The sequence below is a fragment of the Microbacterium sp. 05N427 genome, assembly GCF_056397105.1.
On the sequence record NZ_JBFTMT010000001.1, the window covers coordinates 89,937 to 104,922 of the forward strand.

The 14,986-nt window shown below is 70.3% G+C and carries 15 protein-coding genes; 4 read left to right on the forward strand and 11 right to left on the reverse strand.

All coding sequences use genetic code 11. From position 1 onward, the window contains the following. Positions 1-4: 4 nt before the first annotated feature. The 6 genes from AC1DG4_RS00425 to AC1DG4_RS00450 all read right to left on the reverse strand — a co-directional run bounded on the left by AC1DG4_RS00425 (position 5) and on the right by AC1DG4_RS00450 (position 7,253). On the reverse strand, positions 5-274 hold the full coding sequence (locus AC1DG4_RS00425; RefSeq protein ID WP_477377958.1) for an MrpF/PhaF family protein: 270 nt from the start codon (positions 272-274) through the stop codon (positions 5-7). Beyond that, positions 271-966 (reverse strand): Na+/H+ antiporter subunit E, encoded by a 696-nt coding sequence (locus tag AC1DG4_RS00430; RefSeq protein ID WP_477377956.1) that lies wholly within the window; start codon positions 964-966, stop codon positions 271-273. Before AC1DG4_RS00430 ends, AC1DG4_RS00425 begins: the two co-directional genes overlap by 4 nt. After that, positions 963-2,525, reverse strand: coding sequence for a Na+/H+ antiporter subunit D (locus AC1DG4_RS00435; protein ID WP_477377955.1), 1,563 nt, complete (start codon positions 2,523-2,525; stop codon positions 963-965). Before AC1DG4_RS00435 ends, AC1DG4_RS00430 begins: the two co-directional genes overlap by 4 nt. Beyond that, positions 2,522-3,094, reverse strand: coding sequence for a Na(+)/H(+) antiporter subunit C (locus AC1DG4_RS00440; protein WP_477377953.1), 573 nt, complete (start codon positions 3,092-3,094; stop codon positions 2,522-2,524). The genes AC1DG4_RS00435 and AC1DG4_RS00440 overlap by 4 nt, the downstream gene beginning before the upstream one ends. Continuing rightward, positions 3,094-6,039, reverse strand: a complete 2,946-nt coding sequence (locus tag AC1DG4_RS00445) for a Na+/H+ antiporter subunit A (protein WP_477377951.1) — start codon at positions 6,037-6,039, stop codon at positions 3,094-3,096. The genes AC1DG4_RS00440 and AC1DG4_RS00445 overlap by 1 nt, the downstream gene beginning before the upstream one ends. A gap of 119 nt (positions 6,040-6,158) precedes the next feature. Then, positions 6,159-7,253, reverse strand: coding sequence for a LacI family DNA-binding transcriptional regulator (locus AC1DG4_RS00450; protein WP_477377949.1), 1,095 nt, complete (start codon positions 7,251-7,253; stop codon positions 6,159-6,161). Positions 7,254-7,312: 59 nt separating this feature from the next. On the opposite strand from AC1DG4_RS00450, the gene AC1DG4_RS00455 reads away from it, so the two are divergent. Continuing rightward, positions 7,313-8,536, forward strand: coding sequence for an MFS transporter (locus tag AC1DG4_RS00455; RefSeq protein ID WP_477377947.1), 1,224 nt, complete (start codon positions 7,313-7,315; stop codon positions 8,534-8,536). 114 nt (positions 8,537-8,650) lie between these two features. Here the strand turns inward: AC1DG4_RS00455 and AC1DG4_RS00460 are convergent, their stop codons facing one another. Then, positions 8,651-9,310 (reverse strand): response regulator transcription factor, encoded by a 660-nt coding sequence (locus AC1DG4_RS00460; RefSeq protein WP_477377945.1) that lies wholly within the window; start codon positions 9,308-9,310, stop codon positions 8,651-8,653. Beyond that, positions 9,307-10,542: a sensor histidine kinase gene (locus AC1DG4_RS00465; RefSeq protein ID WP_477377943.1), complete on the reverse strand. Its 1,236-nt coding sequence runs from the start codon at positions 10,540-10,542 to the stop codon at positions 9,307-9,309. The genes AC1DG4_RS00460 and AC1DG4_RS00465 overlap by 4 nt, the downstream gene beginning before the upstream one ends. A 117-nt stretch (positions 10,543-10,659) precedes the next feature. Here AC1DG4_RS00465 and AC1DG4_RS00470 point away from each other — a divergent pair, with 117 nt between their 5' ends. Genes AC1DG4_RS00470 through AC1DG4_RS00480 form a run of 3 tightly spaced genes read left to right on the forward strand, consistent with a single transcriptional unit; the run spans position 10,660 to position 12,915 of the window. Beyond that, positions 10,660-11,490, forward strand: coding sequence for a GAP family protein (locus AC1DG4_RS00470; protein WP_477377941.1), 831 nt, complete (start codon positions 10,660-10,662; stop codon positions 11,488-11,490). A 29-nt stretch (positions 11,491-11,519) separates the two neighbouring features. Then, entirely contained in the window at positions 11,520-12,215 is a 696-nt protein-coding gene (nucS, locus tag AC1DG4_RS00475; RefSeq protein WP_477377939.1) for an endonuclease NucS, read from the forward strand. Between the two features lie 25 nt (positions 12,216-12,240). After that, positions 12,241-12,915 carry an HAD hydrolase-like protein gene (locus tag AC1DG4_RS00480; protein ID WP_477377938.1) on the forward strand — a complete coding sequence of 225 codons (675 nt, stop codon included), beginning with the start codon at positions 12,241-12,243 and terminating at the stop codon, positions 12,913-12,915. Positions 12,916-12,987: 72 nt separating this feature from the next. On the opposite strand, the gene AC1DG4_RS00485 is transcribed toward AC1DG4_RS00480, so the two are convergent. The 3 genes from AC1DG4_RS00485 to AC1DG4_RS00495 form a co-directional block, all read right to left on the reverse strand. After that, positions 12,988-13,191, reverse strand: coding sequence for a cold-shock protein (locus AC1DG4_RS00485; protein ID WP_345188359.1), 204 nt, complete (start codon positions 13,189-13,191; stop codon positions 12,988-12,990). 552 nt (positions 13,192-13,743) lie between these two features. Then, positions 13,744-14,328: a GNAT family N-acetyltransferase gene (locus AC1DG4_RS00490; RefSeq protein ID WP_477377936.1), complete on the reverse strand. Its 585-nt coding sequence runs from the start codon at positions 14,326-14,328 to the stop codon at positions 13,744-13,746. Further along, entirely contained in the window at positions 14,325-14,933 is a 609-nt protein-coding gene (locus tag AC1DG4_RS00495; RefSeq protein ID WP_477377934.1) for a TetR/AcrR family transcriptional regulator, read from the reverse strand. The genes AC1DG4_RS00490 and AC1DG4_RS00495 overlap by 4 nt, the downstream gene beginning before the upstream one ends. Positions 14,934-14,986: the final 53 nt, after the last annotated feature.

Genomic DNA, 14,986 nt, shown 5'->3' on the forward strand with positions numbered 1-14,986 from the left:
GCGTTCATGACGGGGTGTTGTCCCTTCGCGCGACGTAGCGGGCGACCGAGATGGATCCGAACACGCCGACCGCGGCGACGACGATCAGCACCGACAGCGTGCGGGTGTGGTGGTTGATCGCCATATCAGCGCCGAGCACGCACATGACCTCGGTGAGGAGCACGTCGGCGGCCACCGCCCGGTCCAGGATCGAAGGCCCGATGACGATGCGGATCACAGCCAGCACAGCGGCGACCGCGAACACGATCATGATGACGAGCAGCAGCGGGTTCATCGGCGACCCTCCTCGGATCCCTGGGCCGGACCGGATCCCTGGGCCGGACCGGATCCGGTCGACGGACCGGATCCCTTCGGCCGATGCGGCTTCGGCGAGCTCCCGGCCACCGTACCCCCGAGACGGTCCTCCTCGGCGCGCTCGTCGGCGCGCAGTCGCGCCGCCTGAGCCGGCGAGCCGAGTGCGCGCACGATGCGACGCTCCCAGCGCAGCACACCGGCGCGCTGGCGCTCCACGTCCTCGAGCGAGCGCACGCCGATCACGTGCAGGTACAGGGTGCGCGTGTCGCGCTCGGCCTCGACCACGAGGGATCCGGGGATGAGCGACGACGTCACAGCGACGTGGGTCATCACGAGATCGTCGGCATAGCGCAGCGGCACGGCGATGATCGCGGCCCCCGGCGCACGCCGGGGGTTCAGCACCTGCACGGCGACGCTGAGCGAGCCGTGCACGACGGCGGCCAGGAACTGCACCACCAGCAGCGCCGCCCAGAACAGGTTGATCCGCCCGGAGAGCTCGATCGTGGGCAGCCGGAACACGCGGGTCACGAACAGCGCCACCGCGATGCCGGTCACGGCCGAGAGCACGGTGAACTGGCCCCAGAGCAGCATCCACAGCACGACGAGCCAGAGCAGGAACGGCAGTTGCACGCCGATCTCACGCAAGAGCCCGCGCTTCACGTCGGAGCTCATGAGGAGGCCTCGTCGCCGTCGAGAGTGTCGAGGTGCACGGGCTGCAGCAGGTTCGCGCCGATCCGCTCGCAGAGCCCGTAGATGGGGCCGGCGAACACGGTCAGGGCAAGGGTGACCGCGACCATGCCTCCGGTCGCGAGGGTCATGATGGTCGGGATCCGGCGCCGCTCCTGCTGCTCGTCGGCGGCGGGCGCGCTGCCGAGATGGGCGATGCGCTCGTTCTCCTGCTCCTCGGGCGTCTCGTCCTTGCTTCGCCAGAACGCCAGGTTCCATGCGCGCATGAGGGCGTACAGCGTGAGCAGGGAGGTGAGCACGCCGCCGACGATGAGCACCCAGATGAGCGGAGTGGCCACCTGCGCCGCCGCTTGGAACAGCGCGAACTTGCCGATGAAGCCCGAGAACGGCGGCAGCCCGCCGAGGTTGATCGCCGGCACGAAGTACAGCACGGCGATGAGCGGCGCGGCCTTCATGAGTCCGCGCACCTTGAGGATCGAGGTGCTGCCCGCCCGGCGCTCGACGAGCCCCACCGCGAGGAACAGGGTCGTCTGCACGATGATGTGGTGCACGATGTAGTACACCGTGGCGCCGATCGCGGCCGGCGTCGCGATCGCCAGTCCGAACACCATGTAGCCGACATGGCTCACCAGAGTGAAGGACAGGATCCTCTTCAGCTCCGCCTGCGCGACCGCGCCCAGGATGCCGATAAGCATCGTCGCGAGCGCCACGATCATGAGCACCGTGTTGATGCTCGACACGTTGAACAGTTGCGTCTCGGTGCGGATCAGCGCGTACACGCCGACCTTCGTCAGCAGGCCGGCGAACACCGCGGTGACGGGCGCGGGGGCGGTCGGATACGAATCCGGCAGCCAGAACGACATCGGGAACACGGCCGCCTTGATGCCGAATGCCACCACGAGCATGAGATGCAGCACGAGCTGCGTGCTGGGCGGGATCTCGCCGATCCGCTCTGCGATCTGCGCCATGTTCACGGTGCCGAGCGCCGCGTAGATGAGCGCGATCGCGACGAGGAACAGCACAGACGACACGAGTGACACGACGATGTAGACCGCGCCGGTGCGGATCCGCGACTCGGTGCTCCCCAGGGTGATGAGCACGTAGGACGCGACCAGCAGGATCTCGAAGCCGACGTAGAGGTTGAACAGGTCGCCCGCGATGAACGCGTTGAAGATGCCCGCGGCCAGGATCAGGTAGGACGGGTTGAAGATCGAGATCGGGGTCTCTTCGGCCCCGTCCGCCGCCCCCTGGCCCACCGAGAAGAGCAGGACCGCGACCAGCACGATGCTCGAGATGAGCACGAGCAGGGCCGCGAGCCGATCGACGTACAACACGATGCCGAACGGCGCGGGCCAGCCTCCCACCATCACGGCGATCGGCTTCGTCTGGTCCACCACGACGAGCAGGGTCGCGGCGATCACCGAGACCGTGGCGAGCGTGGCGACCGTGACGATGACCTGCACACGCGTGTTGCGTCCGAACACGAGCGTGATCGCGGCGCCGAGCAGCGGGAGGGCGACGAGCAGCGGGACGAGGGCGTTCATCGCGGCTCCTCCCCCGGGTTGCGGTCACCGTCTGTCTCGGTCGCTCCGGGCCCTGGCTCCGGAGCAGGATCCGGCCGGTCGACGGGGGCGTCGTCGACGAGCCCGTCCAGATCCTTCGCGTGCAGCACGCGGATCGGAGAGGTCGCCACGCCCACGAAGTCGGTGGTCGCGTCCTCGTCCTCGAGATCGACCTCGTCGTCCATGAGGTCTTCCTCGATCTCCGTGCGTTCGCGCAGGGCGATGTCGGTCTCGTCGTCCTCGACCGTGTCGGCCTTGCCCAGCTGCCAGGAGCGGTAGATGAGCGCGAGCAGGAACGCGGAGACGGCGAACGTGATCACGATCGCCGTGAGGGTGAGCGCCTGCGGCAGCGGGTCGCTCATGTCACCGTCGGTGCCGTAGAACGGCGCGCGTCCCGGCCGGCCCATCACGATCAGCAGCAGCAGGTTCACGGCGTTGCCGAGCAGCAGGAAACCGATCAGCACGCGGGTCAGGCTGCGCTCGAGCATCGCGTACACGCCGCAGCCGAAGAGCACCGCCATGACGATGATCAGCACGAGGGAGACGTCCATCAGATGTCCACCCCCCGCGCGCGCATCTCGAGCGTCTGCCGGTCGACCTCGGCGCCGAGGCTGCGCAGCACATCGAGCACGAGTCCGATGACGACGAGGTAGACACCGATGTCGAAGAAGGTCGAGCTCACGAACTCGATGTGCCCTACCCCGGGGATCTCGGCCTCCCACACAGCGCTGGAGAGCGGCGCGAGCCCGAAGAACAGCGGCACCACGGCCGCACCGACGGCGAGGATGAGCCCCGCGCCGAGCAGGCGTCCCGCGTCGGTGGGGGCGGCGGCGCCGAGCTCCCAGCGCCCGCCCGCGATGTAGCGCATGACCATGGCCATGCCCGCGACGAGACCGCCCGCGAAGCCGCCGCCGGGGGCGTTGTGCCCCGCGAAGAGCAGGTAGATCGACACCACGATGATCGTGTGGAACAGGATCCGCACGATCACCTCGAGCAGGATCGAGCGGTTCTCCGGCTTGACGTTGCCGCCGGCGACGAGCCAGGCTCGCGGCGCCGTATCGCCGGCCGTCTGCACGCGTACACCCTGGGTCGTCTCGACGAGCGGTCGACGGCGCGCCCGCCGCGGGCCTTCCGGCAGCGCTCTCGTGGCGGAGAGCCGATCGGCACGGTGCGTGACGAACACCAGGGAGGCGACGCCGGTGGCCGCGAGCACGAGCACCGAAAGCTCCCCCATCGTGTCCCAGCCGCGCAGGTCGACCAGCGCCACGTTCACGACGTTCTTCCCGTGACCCAGTTCGTAGGCGAGCTTCGGGAACGCTTCGGAGATCGGCTCGGCGACCCGGGATCCGGTCGCGACGATCGCCACGAGCGCGATCATCACGCCCGCGGCGATGCCGAGGATCGCGCGCGGCACCCTGCCGACCGAGGCGTTGTGCTCCCCCATCCGCGCCGGCAGCCGGCGCAGCACCAGCGCGAACGTGACGAGCGTCACGGTCTCGACGAGGATCTGCGTGAGCGCGAGGTCGGGGGCGCCGCTCGTGCCGAACAGCACGACCATGCCGAGACCGGTGACGGAGACCAGCACGACGCCGGTGTAGCGCTTCTGCGCCCGGATCGCGAGCAGGCCCGCGAAGATCATGATCGGCGCGACCACGAGCTGCACCGGCGTGTGCCAGGCGCTCAGCTGGGCGTTCGCAGGGCCGCCTGCGATGAGCGCGGTGGTCTCCGCGGCGATCACGACCACGAAGATCGTGCCGACGTAGACCGGCAGCGAGCCGCGCTGAGTGAACGACGTGGTGACCACGGAGAGCCGGTCGACGCTGCGCATCGCCAGGTAGTACGCGTCCTGAGCGGTGAACGGCAGCAGTCTCGGGCGACGGTCCCAGCCGAGGCGACGCGTGAGCGGGAACAGCGCAAGACCGAGCAGCACCGCCCCGAGCGACAGGAACAGGGCAGGTGCCAGACCGTGCCAGAGCGCGAGGTACCCGGGATCCAGGGCGGAGCCGTCGTAACCGGGCGCTTTCGCATCGTCCGCGTAACCGTAGAGCACCACGGTGACGGCCGAGGCGAACGGGCCGAGCACGAGCGTGCCGAAGGCCAGGATCACCGGCGACACCAGGAAGCCGAACGGCGGCGGCGGCCATTCCGTGTCTGGCATATATGCGCCCGCGGCATCCTTCTTCCGCCAGAACGCGCCCCAGAGGAACCTCGCACCGTATGCCGCGGTGAGTATGGATCCCAGGATCACACCGACGAGCGCGACGATTCCCCACGGGGATCCGCGCTGGGCCTCGTCGAAGAGCGACGCGAGCGTGGACTCCTTCGCGGCGAATCCGATGGTCGGCGGGATCCCCATCATGGATCCGACCGCGAGGAAGCCCGAGATCGCGAGCAGCGGAGCCTGGCGCCCGACGCCGCTGATCTCATTGACATCGCGGGTGGAGAGCTGGCGATCGATGACGCCGACGATGAGGAACAGCGAAGATTTGAACAGGGCGTGGCTGATCACGAGGGCGAGCCCTGCCAGCATCGCGTCCGGCGTGCCGTAGCCCAGCACGACGGTGAAGAAGCCGAGTTGGCTCACCGTTCCGAACGCGAGGATGCGCTTGAGGTCGGTCTCGCGCAGCGCCTGCACGCCGCCGAGCAGCATCGTGAACACGCCCAGCGAAATCGTGATCGGACGCCACGGGCCGGACAGCGCGAACACCGGGGCGAACCGCGCGATGAGGTAGATGCCCGCCTTCACCATGGCTGCGGCGTGCAGGTAGGCGCTCACCGGCGTCGGCGCCGCCATCGCGCCGGGCAGCCAGAAGTGGAACGGGAAGATCGCGGACTTGCTGAGCGCGCCGACCAGCAGCAGCACGATCGCGGCGTCGACCAGCGGACCGGTCGGCGCGATCTCCAGGATCCGCGACATGCTCGAGGTTCCGGCGTCCACCGCAAGGAACACCACGCCGATGAACATCGCCAGCCCGCCGAGCGTGGTCACCAGCAGAGCCTGCAGCGCGGCACGACGGCTGGCGCCGCGGCGGTGATAATGCCCGATCAGCAGGTAGGAAAGGATGCTGGTCAGCTCCCAGAACATGACCAGCAGCACGAGATCGTCGGTGGTCACCAGGCCGTACATCGCGCCGGCGAAGGCCAGCAGCACCGCGGCGAACTGGCCGATGCCCTCTTTGGATCCGCGGAAGTACCACCGGCAGTAGAGCAGCACGAGCGCGCCGACCCCGGTGACGATGAGGGCGAGCAGCCAGCTCAGTTCGTCGAGCCGGAAGGAGAGCGACAGGCCGAGCTGCGGGATCCAATCGATCGACTCCCGCGGCACGAGGGCGGAATCCGCGGATCCGGCCAGCACCTGCGGCGTGAGCACCACGAGGTGCACGAAAGCGGCCGCCGGAATGAGCGCCGCGACGGCGAATGCGCGTGCGCCGATCCAGGAGACGAGCAGCGGCAGCAGCAGAGACGCGAGGGCGAACACAGCGAGGAGTGTCAGCACGGCGGTCTCCTCTGGCTCGTCGGTCTCTGCGGGCTCAGCGCGTGAGCGTGCAGGTCGACACAGGCGGGCGGGTTCGGATCCAGTTTACGTGCCGAGACCGGCATCCACCGCCGCGATCGTCACGGAAGGGGCTGAGCGACAGGGGCGGGACCCGTCGTCGTGCCCTCGCGGAACGTGCAGGTGAAGCGGATCGAGACCGCCTGCTGCCCCGCCAGCATGCGTGCGATGGCGTCGCCCGCAGCGCGCCCCTTCTCGACCGCGGGCTGCACGGCCGTGGTCAGCACGTGCTCGCCCAGGCCGTCCACCGCGATGCCGTCGAAGCCCGCCACGCTGACGTCCTCCGGCACGTGCAGTCCCGCCTCCTCCGCCGCGCGGATCACGCCCGCGGCGAGGAGGTCGCTCTGCGCGATGACGGCGGTGGGACGAGTGTGCGGATCCGCGAACAGCGTGCGTCCCGCGATGACCCCCTCGTCGATGAGGCTGGCTCCGGCGGACACCACGCGCGCGTCGGGGAACACCGAGAGCGTGCCGTCCAGGCGTGCGCTGGTGACGGGCGTCGTGATGGATGCGATGCGCTCTGGCGTCGCGTCGCCGCGCACCTTGTCGCCGTCGAACGGCAGCGTCACCACGGCGACCTCCCTGTGCCCGAGCGCGCGCACATGGTGCGCGATCTGCGCCGCGGCCTCGCCGTTGTCGAGCTCCATCCGGGGCACGTCGTCGCCGGCATCCCCCTCGATCACCACCACGGGCAGGCCCCGGTTGCGCACGGCCTGCAGGGTCTCCCGCATGCGCGGGCTGCAGCCGATCAGCACCGCGGCGTCGATGGGCGCCGTGGCGAGCGTCGGCGCATCCGACCCTGCCTCGGGATCGTCCCGCAGCAGCAGCACTCCCGCGCCGAGTTCGGCGAGGCCGTCGGTGAGTCCGTCCATGGTCGCGGTCTTGATCGGATCCAGGAACGCGGTCCGCAGGTGCTCCTCGAGCGCGACCGCCACGATGCCGCTGCGCCCCCGTCGTAGGGAGGCCGCGCGCGGATCAGGACCGGTGTAGCCGAGCCCGGCCGCGATGGCGAGCACCCGCTCCCGCGTGGCGTCGGCGACGGGCGCCTTGCCGCTGAACACGACCGACGCCGTGGACGGGCTCACCCCCGCCGCGCGCGCCACATCCGCGATCGTGGCGCGGCGCCGCACGGCCGAAGGATCCGGATCCGAGCTCATGTCTCGACAATAACATCGTGGGGATCACAGAGATCGAATCGATTCGATACACTGTCCCGATGGACACCGCCCTCACCCGCTCCCAGTTCGTGCGCTGGCGTGCCGCGATCTTCGCGATCTTCCTCGCCAGCGGTCTGTCCATCGCAACCTGGGCCTCGCGCGTCCCTGACATCAAGGCCGCGCTGCACATCGAGAACGGCCAGATGGGCCTCCTGCTGCTGGGCATGGGGGTCTCGTCGATCATCGGCATCTCGACGAGCCCGGCGGTCATGGCACGCACCGGGGCCCGCCTCGGCATGCTCGTGACGATGCTGAGCTTCGCGGCCGGCGTCGGCCTCGTCGGCCTGGGCACCAATGTGCTCGGATCGGTTCCCGTCGTCGTCGCAGGGCTCGTGCTGTTCGGCCTCGGCAACGGGTCGCTCGACGTGATGATGAACGTCGAGGCGACCGCGATCGAACAGCAGATGGGCAAGACGATCCTGCCCGTGTTCCACGCCTTCTTCAGCTTCGGCACGGTGATCGGCGCGGGGATCGGCGCTCTCCTGGTGCACCTCGGCCTGAACGTCGCCACGCATGCCCTGCTCATCGCCGTGATCATCGCGGTGCTCGCGATCGCCTGCTGGGCCAACGTGCCGAACCGCGAAGCGACGCTCGACCCCGAACCCGCGGAGAAGCCGCACTGGCGCGAGCGCATGCACGTCGCACTCGAGGCGTGGCGGGAGCCGCGCACGTACTTCCTCGGCATCGTGATGCTGGGCATGTCGTTCGCCGAGGGCGGCGCGAACGACTGGCTCGCGCTCGGGGTCTCGGAGGATCACCAGGCGGGCCCCGCACTGGGCGCCGCTGCTCTGGCGACGTTCTCCGTCGCGATGACCGTCGTGCGGCTGTTCGGCGGCCCGCTCGTGGACCGCTTCGGCCGCGTCATCGTGCTGCGCGTGCTCGCGATCACCGCCGCAGCAGGCATCCTGCTGTTCATCCTCGCGCCGAGCACGCCGCTGGTGTTCGCCGGCGCGGCGCTGTGGGGGATCGGCGCCTCGCTCGGCTTCCCCCTGGGCATGTCGGCCGCCGCCGACGACCCGGCAAAGGCCGCCGCCCGGGTGAGCGCGGCCGCCACGATCGGCTACATCGCCTTCCTCGGCGGCCCGCCCGTCCTCGGCTTCATCAGCGACCACATCGGCCTGCTCAACACGCTCTACGTCCTGGTCGTGCTGGCGGCGCTCTCCGGCCTCTTCTCGGGGGCGGCCCGCCCGCTCCGGGAGGACGAGAAGGTCAGCGCCGGCTGAGCTGCGCCCCGCCCGATCGCCTGCGACGCCTGCACGATTCCGCGACGCATGCACGACCGGATCCGCGAATCCGTCGTGCATGCGCATCATGATCGTGCAGGCGTCGCGCCCCGATCAGCGGTGACGGACGATCGCGGCGGCGTGCGAGCGGCTGCGCGCGCCGAGCTTCGCGAGCACATTGGACACGTGCGTCTTCACCGTCGTCACCGAGATGCCGAGGTGTTCCGCGAGCTGCGCGTTGGACCAGCCGCGGAGGATGCCGTCCAGCACGTCCTGCTCGCGGGCGGTGAACGCCCCGCCCACCGGTGCCGCGCCGGGCACGGTCGCCGGCTCCCGGTGCGCCGCGGCGCCCGCGCGCACCGCGGCGAGCGCACGCCGGGTGACCCTCGGATCGAGCACGCCGTCTCCTGCGGCGACCGTGCGGATCGCCTCGACGAGGGTCGCCGCATCGGCCGTCTTCAGCAGGAAGCCCGCGGCGCCGGCGAGGATCGCCCCGTCCACGAGGTCGTCCTCGTCGAAGCTCGTGAGCACCAGGACATCGGCCAGCCCCTCGTCCACGATCTCCCTGGTGGCCGAGATCCCGTCGCGGCCGGGCATCCTGAGGTCCATCAGCACGACATCGGGACGCAGCGCTCTGGCATTCCGCACCGCCACCGCGCCGTCCGAGGCCTCGCCGACCACGTCGATCCCGTGCGCCTCGAGCATGATCCGCAGCGCGCTGCGGATCGCCCCGTGGTCATCGGCGAGGAGCACCCGCGGCACCGGCCCGGTCACGCCGCCGCTCCTCGGGGCAGTTCGGCGCGCACCGACCAGCCGTCGCCCTCCGGGCCGGCGGAGAACTCGCCTCCGAGAGCACGCACGCACTCGGCGAGCACCGCGAGGCCTGTGCCGGAGCCGGCGAGCGCCGGTCCTGACGTGCCCCGACCGCCGTGGGAGTCGACCCGGATCAGCATCCGGTCCGCCCTGTTCGAGAGCCGCACCCGCACCTCGGCGCCGACCGCATGACGCGCTCCGTTGGCCAGAGCCTCGCGCACGACACGGGCCGCGGTCTGGTCGACGAGCGGTGGGAGCGCGCCGGCCCGCCCGCCGGCCGTCAGATCGTCCGTCCGCTCGTCGGCGATGCGCACGGTGAGGCCTGCCCGCTCCGCCGCGCGCGCGAGCTCCGGGATGTCGGCCAGCCTCGGTGCGGGTGCAGGCGCGTCGCCGCCGACGCGCAGCACCGTGATCATCGAGCGCAGCGCCGCATGGGCATCGAGGCTCGCATCGCGCACGGCGCGCAGCGCTGCGCGGTCCCGCGTCTCGTCCGCGGGAGTGGACAGCGCCGCCTCCGATCGGATCGCCATCGCCGACACGTGTCCTGCGACGAGGTCGTGCAATTCCCTGGCCATGGTCTCGCGTTCATCGCGCACGGCTTCCCGCGCCGCGTCCGCGGCCCTGCGCCGCTCGAGGGCGGCGACCTCCTCCGCCCGTCCGACCGCGACAGCCCACCAGTAGTCGGTGCCGAGCAGCGTCGCGATCTGCAGAGTCACGAGCATCGCGACCCGGGCGTCGGAGGTGCGCAGCAGAGCGAAGACGAGGAACCCGCCGGCCACGATCACGAGCGCCACCGCGAGCCCTCGGCGCGCACGAGCCGTGGCCCGATGCACGGCGTGCCAGAGCACGTCCAGCAGCACGACGAGGGATCCCAGCCCTCCCACGGTCGCCGCGTCGCCGACGAACAGGGCCGCCGCCACAGGGAGTGCGAGGAGTGGGGGGATCCGGTCGCGGAGCGCGATGAGGACGCAGCCGGGCAGCGCGAACGCGAGCGCCCACCACGGCGAGAGCGCGAAGGGCGTGACCCGGAACAGATCCCAGAGCCCGGCGAAGCCGAAGGCGGAGGCGGCCACGCTGAGCAGGGCAGTACCCGCGGCGTCGGCGATCGGTCTGGATATCCGGTCGAGCGCCCGGGGGAGGAGCGAAGGAGGACGCGGCACGGCGGCTCGATCGCGCGTGCGCAGGCTGTCCATCGCCCTATCGAACCACGCGAGGCTCTGCAGACGCATCGGCCGAAAGGAGGACCAGCGTCCGTGATACTCCGCCCTTCGCCCGATCCGCGACGGTCGGGAGGACGGGAGCCTGGGAGCATGGACCTCGCCCCGGAAGCCCCGCTCGCACTCACCCTCGCCGTTCTCGCACTTCTCGACGGGCTGAGCGTGGGCACCCTGCTCATCCCGGTCTTTCTGCTGCTGCCGCCCGGTCGCGTCCGGGTGAGGCGGATCCTCCTCTACTTGGGCGCCATCACCCTCTTCTACCTGCTGGTCGGGCTGTTGTTCCTCTGGGGGCTCGTGAACGTCGTCGACGTCGCCGCAGACTTTCTCTCGTCGGACGCAGGGCGGATCGCGCGCCTCGTCGTCGGGGCAGCCCTGCTCGTGGGCGCGCTCCTCGTCCCCAGCGCGAAGAAGAAAGAGGCCGCGCTCGTCGGCGGAGGCTCATCCGACACGGGCGCGGGCGCCCCGGATCCGCTCGCGCCGGACGTCTCGGATGCGGCAGGACCCGGCCAGGGACGGATCGCCCGCTGGCGCGACCGGCTTCTCGACCCGGCGACCCCGCCGCTGGTCGTCGTCGGCCTCGCGATCGCCGCGGGCCTGATCGAGGTCGCGACCATGCTGCCGTACATCGTCGCCATGACGATGCTCGCCGACGCCGGCATCGGAATCCCGCTCCGTATCGCCGCGCTCGCGGGCTATTGCCTGCTCATGATCGCGCCCGCGCTCCTGCTGCTCGTCCTGCGCGTCCTCGCGGCCCGCGCGGTCGAGGGACCGCTGCGCCGGCTCGGCGCCTGGCTCAGCCGCACCGGTGCGGAGAACACGGCGTGGATCGTCGGGATCGTCGGGTTCCTCATCGCACGGGCCGCCGCCACCGAACTCGGCCTCTTCTCCGGCATCGGCACCCTCTTCGGAACCGGCGGGAACTGAGCCGCGCCCCGGCGGGCTAGGCTCTTCGGGTGCGTCTCGTCATCGCCCGCTGCGCCGTGGACTACACCGGCCGCCTCAACGCCCACCTTCCCCTCGCCACGCGTCTGCTCGTGCACAAGGGCGACGGCAGCCTGCTCGTGCACTCCGACGGCGGCAGCTACAAGCCGCTGAACTGGATGAGCCCGCCCTGCCGCCTCGAGCCTGAGCAGCCGGGGGAGGAGGAGGCGTCCGCGGGCGTCACCGAGGTGTGGCGGGTCACGCATCAGAAGACCGGCGACGCGCTGCGCGTGCAGATCTACGAGATCCTGCACGACTCGGCCCACGAGCTGGGCGTCGATCCCGGCCTGCAGAAGGACGGCGTCGAGGCGGATCTGCAGCGGCTGCTCGCCGAGCAGGTGCATCGGATCGCCGAGGGCGCGACCCTCGTGCGCCGCGAGTATCCGACCGCGATCGGACCGGTGGATCTCATGGTGCGCGACGCGGACGGCGCCGCGATCGCCGTCGAGATCAAGCGCCGCGGCGACATCGACGGCGTGGAGCAGCTCACCCGCTACCTCGAGCTGCTCGGCAGGGATCCGCACCTGGCACCCGTGCAGGGAGTCTTCGCCGCCCAGGAGATCAAGCCCCAGGCGCGCGTGCTCGCCGAGGACAGGGGCATCCGCTGCCTCGTCCTTGACTACGAGGACATGAAGGGCATCGAATCCGGCATTCCGCGGCTGTTCTGAGTCGTTTCCCTCGAGAGGCATGAACATGACCGCATCCCCCTACACCTGCGTCCTCTGGGACGTCGACGGCACGATCGCCGACGCATCGGCGGGAATACTGCCGCGCCTCGTCGAGGTGTACGCCGCGTTCGGCCTGCCGGAGCCCGCGCAGAGCGAGCTGTCCCGCTGGATCGGGCCGCCGATGTTCGAGTCGTTCCGCGACCTGGCCGGCCTGACCGAGGAGGACGCGCACCTCGCGGTGCGGAAGTACCGGGAACTGGCCATGCGCGACGGCTACGCCGCGAGCGTGCGGATCTATCCCGGGGTGGCCGAGGCGCTGCAGACGGTCAAGGCGGCGGGCATCCCGCAGGCCACCGCGAGCTCGAAGCCGGAGAACCAGGTGCTCGCGATCCTCGAGCACTACGGCCTGATCGACGACTTCGTCATCGTCGCCGGAGCACTGCCCGACGCATCGGGCCTGCACGACGGCAAGGAGGCGGTCCTCCGCCGCGCCCTGCACCGGCTCACCGAGGCCGGCGTCGATGTCAGCCGCCCCGTGCTGATCGGCGACCGCCTGCACGACATCGAGGGGGCCGCGCCTCTCGGCGTGCCCGTGATCTTCGTCACCTGGGGCTTCGGCGAGCCGGGGGAGTCCGCCGGCGCCATCGCCGAGGTCGCGACCCCCGACGAACTGCTGCGGATCCTGCTGCCGCAAAGCTGACCCGGGACGGATCCGGCGCACAAAAAACTCCCCCGATGCCGAAGCACCGGGGGAGTCCGAAGTCCGTGTCGCTCAGAGCGGACGGATGTTCTCGGCCTGCAGGCCCTTGGGGCCCTGTGCCACATCGAACTCGACGCGCTGGTTCTCGTCGAGCGAGCGGTAACCGGACGAGGTAATGGCGGAGTAGTGCGCGAACACGTCAGCTCCACCGTCATCGGGGGAGATGAAGCCGAAGCCCTTCTCCGAATTGAACCACTTAACCGTGCCCTGAGTCATGTACTGCCTTCTTGCTTGGGCTTACGCCGGCGCAAATGCGTCGACGATGCTAACGCTATCCGAGTCGACCCGCATCGCAACACCCCGAATGACAAGGTGACGAAAATGTTGCAACAGAGATCACGGGCGGGATCCGCTCCCGGAGCCGCCGGAGCGCCCGAGGCGTCAGCACGCGCGCCCGGGAAATGGAGCGGGTCCCCACCGCGGGGGGAGCGATGGGGACCCAGGACGACCGGAGGGTGCGTCTGAAAACAGCATAACCCATGTTCGTCGGCTTTGTCCCCCAAAAGGGGGACAAAATCACGAAGTCGGCGGTATCATCCCAATACATCGGAATACTGGGGACGAAGCGGCCCCCCCGGGGGATCCATTGGGGACTGGATGCGCCGAGGGGGCCATTGCACGCACTGGCCGCCGGTCTCTGGGGAAGACCTTCCACCCTCGCTGGGGACGTCGGGCGGGAGCAGCCGTCTTCACGTGCGTGCGGTTCACACTAAGCGAGCGTGCGCACCCCTGTCCAGGACGCACAGGCGCGGCGATCGGAAAACGCTCTCAATCGGTCAGAGAGCGCCATTCCTCCGCGAGAAGCCCATAGTTCATGCCATCCATCCACTCTCCGCTGCGATGCAGCGCGGTGCGGCGGCTGTGCTCCTCCCGCCGCATTCCCAGGCGCTCCATCATCCGCCATGACGGCTCGTTCGCCGCGAAGCAGCCGGCGTGGACGCGGCGCAGCCCGAGCTCGGTGAAGCAGGCGGCCATCACCGCACGCACCGCCTCGGTCGCATACCCACGGCCCTGTTGAGCGGGATCCATGGCCCAGCCCAGCTCCGCCTGCACGCCTGCGGCCTGCGGGAGCACCTCCGTCTGCGCCCACGCGTCCTCGACGCGCAGCATGAGGTCTCCGATCACGCCGACGCCGGGAAGCTCCACGACCAGGGTGATCGCGAGCCGTTCCGGATCCGCGAGGTGCGCGCGGAACGCCTCCGCGTCGGCGGGGGCCGTGCTCAGCCACCGGCGCACCTCGTCGAGGCGGCGGTAGCGCCACACCGCGTCGGAGTCGTCCGGCGTGCTCGCGCGCACGATGAGCCGCTCCGTGCGCAGCGGGAGGGTGAGCCGGTCCAGGGTGGGGGAGGTCATGCCTCCAGGCTAGAGTCCGGATCCGACATGCGGGCGCCGCGCACCTGGACGAGACCGTCCAGCGCCTGCAGCAGGCGCGCGGCGCCGGGACGATCCGGCGTGGTGCGGGTGTGCACCAGCACGTTCATTGCAGCGAGCACGAGCGACACCGCGCGCACGGCCTCGTCGTGATCGACGGCCCGACGCTCGGCCAGCTCGATGAGCTGCTCCCGAACGGACCCCATCCACTGCGAGAACGCGGGCAGCAGCTCGGGCCGGCGGATGAGCAGCTGCTTGATGCGCTGGCGGTCCATGCCTTCGTCCATCGACGAGCCGACCACTTCGCACAGTGCGGGCACGAGCTCGCCACGGGCGCGCAGGAACCGCTTGACCACCTCGCCGCCGGCGCCGGACTCCGGCAGCTTCAGAGCCGCCGCGGCCTTGGAGGGGAAGTAGTTGAAGAAGGTGCGCGGCGAGACGTCGACGGCCTCGCAGATCTGCTCGATCGTGGTGCGGTCCAGCCCCTGCTCCTCGACCAGGCGCAGCGCGGCCTCATGCAGAGCCTGACGGGTCTGCTGCTTCTTGCGCTCGCGCCGGCCTTCGCCGGCGGTGTTCGCGATGCTCATCTTCTTCTCCTCGTACGCGAAGCCGGGGCGGGACGTGCCCGCCCCGGCTGCAT